Raw genomic sequence first — 6,000 nt, 5'->3', positions numbered from 1 at the left:
GGTCGGCCCGTGGCAGGCGCGGCGTTTCCTCGCGGGCCTACCCACCCCCAGCCCCTCCCTTGTCAGGGAGGGGAGTCGATGCGCTCAGAGTGCGACGCCCCTCGCGCAACAGACCCAATTGGCGTGTCGAAGTCATATTGGCCGCGATCGGCATCGCGCTGATGCTGTTCCTTGCGGTACCGGCGATGGCGCAAGCCGTGCCCGCCGCGCCCGCCCCTGCCCCCGGTGCCGCCGACGCGCTCGACCGGGCGCTCGGGCAGCTGGGTGGCGGCAACGACGCGCCGATGGCGCTGTCGCTGCAGATCCTCATCATCATGGGGCTGTTGTCGGTCCTGCCGAGCATCCTGCTGATGATGACCAGCTTTACCCGGATCATCATCGTGCTGGCGGTGCTGCGTCAGGCGCTGGGCCTGCAACAGACGCCGCCCAATCAGGTGCTGATAGGCTTGTCGCTGTTCCTGTCGCTGTTCGTGATGTCGCCGGTGATCGGCCGCATCAACGAGACCGCGATCAAACCCTATGCCGCCGGCCAGATCAGCTCGACCCAGATGATCGAGAGCGCCAGCCGCCCGCTGCACGCCTTCATGCTGAAGCAGACCCGGACCAAGGACGTGACGATGTTCGCGCAGATGGCGAAGAGCGGCCCGATCGCCTCGCCCGCCGACACGCCGTTTTCGATCCTGTTGCCGGCCTTCGTCACCAGCGAACTAAAGACCGCGTTCCAGATCGCGTTCCTGATCTTCCTGCCGTTCATCGTCATCGATCTGGTGGTGGCGACGGTGCTGATGTCGCTGGGCATGATGATGTTGTCGCCGACGATCATATCGTTGCCGTTCAAGCTGCTGCTGTTCGTGCTGGTCGATGGCTGGGCGCTGACCATGGGCAGCCTTGCCGCGTCGTTCGTGAGTTAGGGCGATGGACGCGGGCTATTTCATGACCGTCGCGCGCGAGGCGATGTGGGTGCTGGCGCTGGTCGCGGCGCCGATCCTGATTCCGGCGCTGGTGTCGGGCCTGATCCTCGGCATGATCCAGGCGGCGACGTCGATCAACGAACAGACGCTGTCGTTCGTGCCGAAGCTGGCGGTGGTCGGCATCAGCCTGGCGGTGTTCGGGGGCATGATCCTCGGCCTGCTGAGCGATTTTACGACCAGCATCTTCGAGCGGATTCCGGATCTGGTTCGGTAGGGATGACGGGGTCACTCCCCTTTGGCGTCGCGCGATCCGGCCCAGCCCCTGACCGTACCCCGGCGAAGGCCGGGGTCCAGTTTCGGGCCGCTTCGATCGAACCGCTGACGTCCCCCAACTGGGCCCCGGCCTTCGCCGGGGTACGGGTCGGCGTGGGCGCGCGGAGGGCATCTGCGGCGGCATGCCGAAGCTTGGGTGTTACCCCATGCTAGGCTTCGGCCTCGCGGTCGAGCCGCAGCTTTGGGCGTTGCTCTTCACCATGGTTCGGGTCGGTGCGGCGTTCATCGTCGCGCCGGTGTTCGGGGCGGTGGCGATGCCGGTGCAGGTCCGCGTGTTGCTGTCGGGGGCGATCGCGGTGCTGGTGCTGCATGCGCAGCCCTTCGCGATCCCGACCGAAATCTTTTCGCTGACCACCTTCCTCGCCATCGCCGCCGAAGGGCTGGTGGGCCTCGCGATCGGCTTCGTCCTCCAGATCGCGTTCGCCGCACCGCTGATCGCCGCCGAAGTCATCGGCATGTCGATGGGTATCGGCTTCGCGGCGATGGTCGATCCGCAGAACGGGGCGCAAAGCCCGGCGCTCGGCACCTTCTTGTCGGTGTTGCTGACGCTGCTGTTCCTGTCGCTCGACGGGCATCTGATCCTGATCGACCTGATCGTGCGCTCCTATGAGCTGTTGCCGCCGGGCGCGGCGTGGCTATCGGCGGCCAAACTCGAAAATATCGCGATCTTCGGCGGTTATGCGTTCCTGTCGGGGCTGTTGCTGGCACTGCCGGTCGGGTTCCTGCTGCTCTGCCTGAACCTCGTCATGGGGATGTTGTCGCGCTCCGCCCCGGCGCTCAACCTGTTCGCGGTGGGCATGCCCGCCAGCCTGTTCGTCGGCGTCGTCGCGATGTTCGTCGCGCTGCCGGCGATGACCGATTATATGCTGGTCATCGTCCAGGAGGCTTTGGACGCTGCACAGAGGCTGGTGCTCGGATGAGCGAGGATAAAACCGAAAGCCCGACACAGAAGCGCCTCGACAAGGCGCGCGAAGACGGGGACATCCTCAAATCCAAGGAACTGGGCACCGCGCTGGTCGTGCTGGCCGGGTGCGGCTGGCTGGCGATGTTCGGGCCGTCGCTGGTCGCGGCGTGCAAGGCGGTGATGACCGCCAGCTTCCGCTTCGGCCGTGCCGATGTCGAGGATTTCCAGCCATGGCGCCCGCTGGTCGAGGCGGGGTGGAAACTGGCGATGCCGGTCGGCAGCGTGCTGATCTTCGCGGTCGTCGCCAGCATCGTGACGCAGGCCGGGCTGACCGGCATCAAGTTCAACGGCGGCGCGCTGGCGCCCAAGGGGTCGCGGATCAACCCGGCATCGGGGCTGAAGCGCATCTTCGGGCCGCAGGGGTGGATCGAACTCGGCAAGTCGCTGCTGAAGGTCATTCTGCTCGGCGCGATCGGCTATGTGATGCTGAAATCGGCGGCGGTCAGCTCGATGGGGCTGGTGTCGTCGAACGTCGAACAGGCGATTTCGGACCTGGGCGGCACGTTCCTGACGCTGTTGTTCGTGATGGCCGGCGGGCTGGTGCTGATCGCCGGGCTCGACGTGCCGCTGGCGATCTTCCAGCGGATGCAGCGCCTGCAGATGACCAAGCAGGAAGTGCGCGACGAGCATAAGGAAAGCGACGGCGATCCGCATGTGAAGGCGCAGATCCGCCAGCGCCGCCACGAAATCCTGAAGGGCGGGTTCAAGTCGGCGGTCGGCGAAGCGCATGTCGTGCTGACCAACCCGACCCATTTCGCGGTCGCGCTCCGCTACGACCATGGTCGCGATCAGGTGCCGGTGGTGGTGGCCAAGGGGCGTGGCGCCACCGCGCTCGCCATCCGTGAACTGGCGGCGGAGGCGAAGATCCCGATGCTGGAGTATCCGCAGCTGGCCCGTGCCGTCTATTATACCAGCCGTCAGGGGCAGGAGGTCCGCGACGACCTGTACCTCGCCATCGCGACGGTCCTGGCGTTCGTGTTCGGCGTCAACCGGCAGGCGGGCGGCATCCAGCCGCCGGTCACCGTTCCGCCCGAGGCACGCTTCGACGAAAACGGCAAGATTTCCGGGTAACCATCCTAAAGATTCTCGCGCGTCTGCCGCTTGATGGGGTGAGCATTCGCGCGGGGAAGTAGACCATGGTAACCACGACCAGCACGGCGACCGCGACGACGCCCAAGACGACCACGACCAAGGCGACGACCCCCAACCTCGCCAACGCGCTGGGCGCCGGGTCGGGCGTCGACACGACCGCGCTGGTCAAGAGCCTGGTCGAAGCGCAGTTCGCCAACAAGAATGCGCAGCTGACCAAGAAGTCGGATACGCTGACCGCGCAGATTTCGGCGGTGTCCGAACTGAAGTCGGGCATCTCGACCTTCGCCAGCGCGCTTTCGACGCTGTCCGAAAGCGGCGGGCTGTCGACGCAGCTGAGCAGCAGCGGATCGGCGGTCAAGGTATCGGTCGCCACCGGATCGAAGGTCGCGAGCCTCAACGCCAGCGTCAGCGTCGCCCGGCTCGCCACGCCGCAGGTCGCGGTGACCAACGACACCTTTGCCACCACCGGATCGATCGGTACCGGCACGCTGCAACTGCAGCTGGGCAGCGTGGGCGAGAACGGCACGTTCAACGCGAACGGCACGACGATCCCGCCGATCACGATCACCGCCAGCGACGCCGCATCGTTGCAGGGCGTCGCCGACAAGATCACCGCCGCCAAGGCCGGCGTTACCGCCAGCGTCGTGACCGACGCCAACGGCCAGCGGCTGGTACTGCGCAGCACCGAGGGCGCGAACCAGGCGTTCACCCTGACCGCCACCCCCGCCAGCGGCAGCGCGTCGCCGGGACTTGAGCGGCTGAACGTCGATTTCGACACCAGCAATGGCGGGTCGGAGGTCGTGACCCGCGCGGGCAACGCGGTCTTCAGCATTGACGGCGTGCCGATGGTGAGCGCGTCGAACAAGGTGACCGGCGCACCGGGCGTGAACCTCGAACTGAAGGCGGTGACGACCGACGGACCGGTAACGCTGTCGTCATCCAAGCCGACCGAGGCGCTGACCGAGGCGGTCAACAATGTCGTCCTGGCCTATAACGAGATGCTGGCATCGGTGAACAAGGCGACCGATGCGATCACCGGCGACCTGCGCGCCGATCCGGCGGCGCAGTCGCTGAAGCGGTCACTGCAGAAGCTGAGCATCGCCGACCTGACCGGGGCGAAGGATGGCAGCCCGACGACGCTGGCGTCGATCGGCATCGCTACCAACAATGACGGCACGCTGCGCGTCGACAAGGACATGCTGACCCGCGCGCTGACCAACAATCCGGACGCGGTGGAGGCGATGTTCGCCGCCGGCACCGGCAGCGACAAGACGACCGGCACCAGCCTGCCCGCCGCGCTGAACCGCATCGCCGCCAATGCCAAGAGCACGACGCTGGGTCTGGGCGCCAGCGACAAGCGCTATGCCGAGGCGCAGGGCGTGCTCGCCAAGGAACAGGCCAAGGTCGCCGAACAGACCGAAACCACCTCCACCCGGATGACGCAGCAATTCGCGGCATCCGAAGCCCGTGTCGCCGCGTACAAGGCCCAGCAGACCTTCATGGAAAACCAGATCAAGATGTGGACGCGGAGCGAGTAAATGACCCGCTATGCCACCGCCCTCGCCGGCGATCCCGCCCAGACCTATCGCTCGATCGACCTTGCCGCCCGCACCGGCGGCGCGGACCCGCACGCGCTGGTGTCGCTGCTGTACGAGGAAGCGATCCGCGCGCTCCGCTCCGCCGCATGGGCGACCGACAACCGCCAATATGCGATGAAAGGCGACCGCGTGACCCGCGCGACCGCGATCCTGTTCGCGCTGGAAGCGGGCCTCGATTACGACAAGGGCGGCGACCTGTCGCAGACGCTGTCGCGGCTCTATACGGTCCTGCGCGAACAGATCGTCAACGCCAGCATCGGACAGGATTCGCGACCCTTCCTGAATGCCGCCACGTCGCTGGCCGACATCGCCGAGGCATGGGAGGCGGTCCGGCCGCGTTGATGGTGGCATCGCCGCGCCCGATCCGCTAGCGGTGCGCGCATGAAGCAACCGCATATCGTCGCGCTGGGGGGCACGCTGCGCCCGACTTCGGGGACCGCCGCCGCACTGGAACGCGCGCTGAGCCATGCCACGATGCTCGGCGCGCGCACGACGCTGCTGACCGGGCCGGCGATCGACTTTCCCAATTACGAACCCGAGGCGGCGGGCAGCAATGCCCGCATCCAGTCGTTCCTGCGCGCGCTGCGCGATGCCGACGGGATCATCATCGGCTCGCCGGGCTATCATGGCACGCTGTCGGGGCTGGTCAAGAACGCGCTCGACCATGTCGAGATGCTGCGCCGCGACGACCGCGTCTATTTCGACGGGATGCCGATCGGGCTGGTTGCGACGGCGGCGGGGTGGCAGGCGGCGGTGGCGACGCTCGGCACGCTGCGCACCGTGGCGCACGCGCTGCGCGGCTGGCCGACGCCGATCGGGGTCGCGATCAACACCATCGAGGACGGTGCGATCGAGAAGGCCGAACCGCAGCTCCGGCTGATGGTCGAACAGATGATCGGCTTCGTCGCGCGGTAGAGGCTGATCCGCTTGCGAGGAAGCGGCACCGGCCCGCTCCCCCACACGACCACCCACAACGTATCCTGATTGGGTGGTCGTGTGGGGGAGTGGGCCGGTGCCGTCCTGATCCGGCTTTGCCGGATCAGGCTCCAAACCGATCGACAGTTTCGGCCATTCTCATTGCGCGCGCGTCGTTCTAAAGGCG

7 protein-coding genes are annotated in these 6,000 nt (G+C 66.8%); all 7 read left to right on the top strand.

Annotated elements, in window-relative coordinates; genetic code table 11:
• Window positions 1-161: 161 nt before the first annotated feature.
• The 7 genes from fliP to ASE59_RS04990 all read left to right on the top strand — a co-directional run bounded on the left by fliP (window position 162) and on the right by ASE59_RS04990 (window position 5,813).
• Window positions 162-911 carry a flagellar type III secretion system pore protein FliP gene (fliP, locus tag ASE59_RS05020; protein ID WP_082458122.1) on the top strand — a complete coding sequence of 250 codons (750 nt, stop codon included), beginning with the start codon at window positions 162-164 and terminating at the stop codon, window positions 909-911.
• 4 nt (window positions 912-915) lie between these two features.
• Window positions 916-1,185: a flagellar biosynthesis protein FliQ gene (gene fliQ, locus ASE59_RS05015; RefSeq protein WP_056453084.1), complete on the top strand. Its 270-nt coding sequence runs from the start codon at window positions 916-918 to the stop codon at window positions 1,183-1,185.
• A gap of 205 nt (window positions 1,186-1,390) precedes the next feature.
• A complete protein-coding gene (gene fliR, locus ASE59_RS05010; protein WP_056453082.1) occupies window positions 1,391-2,164 on the top strand; it encodes a flagellar biosynthetic protein FliR in 774 nt (257 codons plus the stop codon).
• Complete coding sequence (locus ASE59_RS05005; protein ID WP_056453079.1) at window positions 2,161-3,279, top strand: flagellar biosynthesis protein FlhB; 1,119 nt, start codon at window positions 2,161-2,163, stop codon at window positions 3,277-3,279. The genes fliR and ASE59_RS05005 overlap by 4 nt, the downstream gene beginning before the upstream one ends.
• 65 nt (window positions 3,280-3,344) lie before the next feature.
• Window positions 3,345-4,838, top strand: coding sequence for a flagellar filament capping protein FliD (gene fliD / locus ASE59_RS05000; RefSeq protein WP_056453077.1), 1,494 nt, complete (start codon window positions 3,345-3,347; stop codon window positions 4,836-4,838).
• Window positions 4,839-5,240, top strand: a complete 402-nt coding sequence (fliS, locus tag ASE59_RS04995) for a flagellar export chaperone FliS (RefSeq protein WP_056453075.1) — start codon at window positions 4,839-4,841, stop codon at window positions 5,238-5,240.
• A gap of 39 nt (window positions 5,241-5,279) precedes the next feature.
• Window positions 5,280-5,813, top strand: coding sequence for an NADPH-dependent FMN reductase (locus tag ASE59_RS04990; RefSeq protein ID WP_056453073.1), 534 nt, complete (start codon window positions 5,280-5,282; stop codon window positions 5,811-5,813).
• Window positions 5,814-6,000 lie beyond the last annotated feature (187 nt).

It is taken from the genome of Sphingomonas sp. Leaf10 (assembly GCF_001421245.1).
Lineage (GTDB): Bacteria > Pseudomonadota > Alphaproteobacteria > Sphingomonadales > Sphingomonadaceae > Sphingomonas.
The sequence above is the reverse complement of the archived record's forward strand: the minus strand, read 5'-3'. Positions and strand labels throughout refer to the sequence as shown.

Bases quoted from the DNA above. Each gene is read 5' to 3' on its own strand.
- ASE59_RS05005 (WP_056453079.1), top strand. From the start codon at position 2,161: ATGAGCGAGGATAAAACCGAAAGCCCGACACAGAAGCGCCTCGACAAG.
- fliR (WP_056453082.1), top strand. From the start codon at position 1,391: ATGCTAGGCTTCGGCCTCGCGGTCGAGCCGCAGCTTTGGGCGTTGCTC.
- fliQ (WP_056453084.1), top strand. From the start codon at position 916: ATGGACGCGGGCTATTTCATGACCGTCGCGCGCGAGGCGATGTGGGTG.
- ASE59_RS04990 (WP_056453073.1), top strand. From the start codon at position 5,280: ATGAAGCAACCGCATATCGTCGCGCTGGGGGGCACGCTGCGCCCGACT.
- fliD (WP_056453077.1), top strand. From the start codon at position 3,345: ATGGTAACCACGACCAGCACGGCGACCGCGACGACGCCCAAGACGACC.
- fliS (WP_056453075.1), top strand. From the start codon at position 4,839: ATGACCCGCTATGCCACCGCCCTCGCCGGCGATCCCGCCCAGACCTAT.
- fliP (WP_082458122.1), top strand. From the start codon at position 162: ATGCTGTTCCTTGCGGTACCGGCGATGGCGCAAGCCGTGCCCGCCGCG.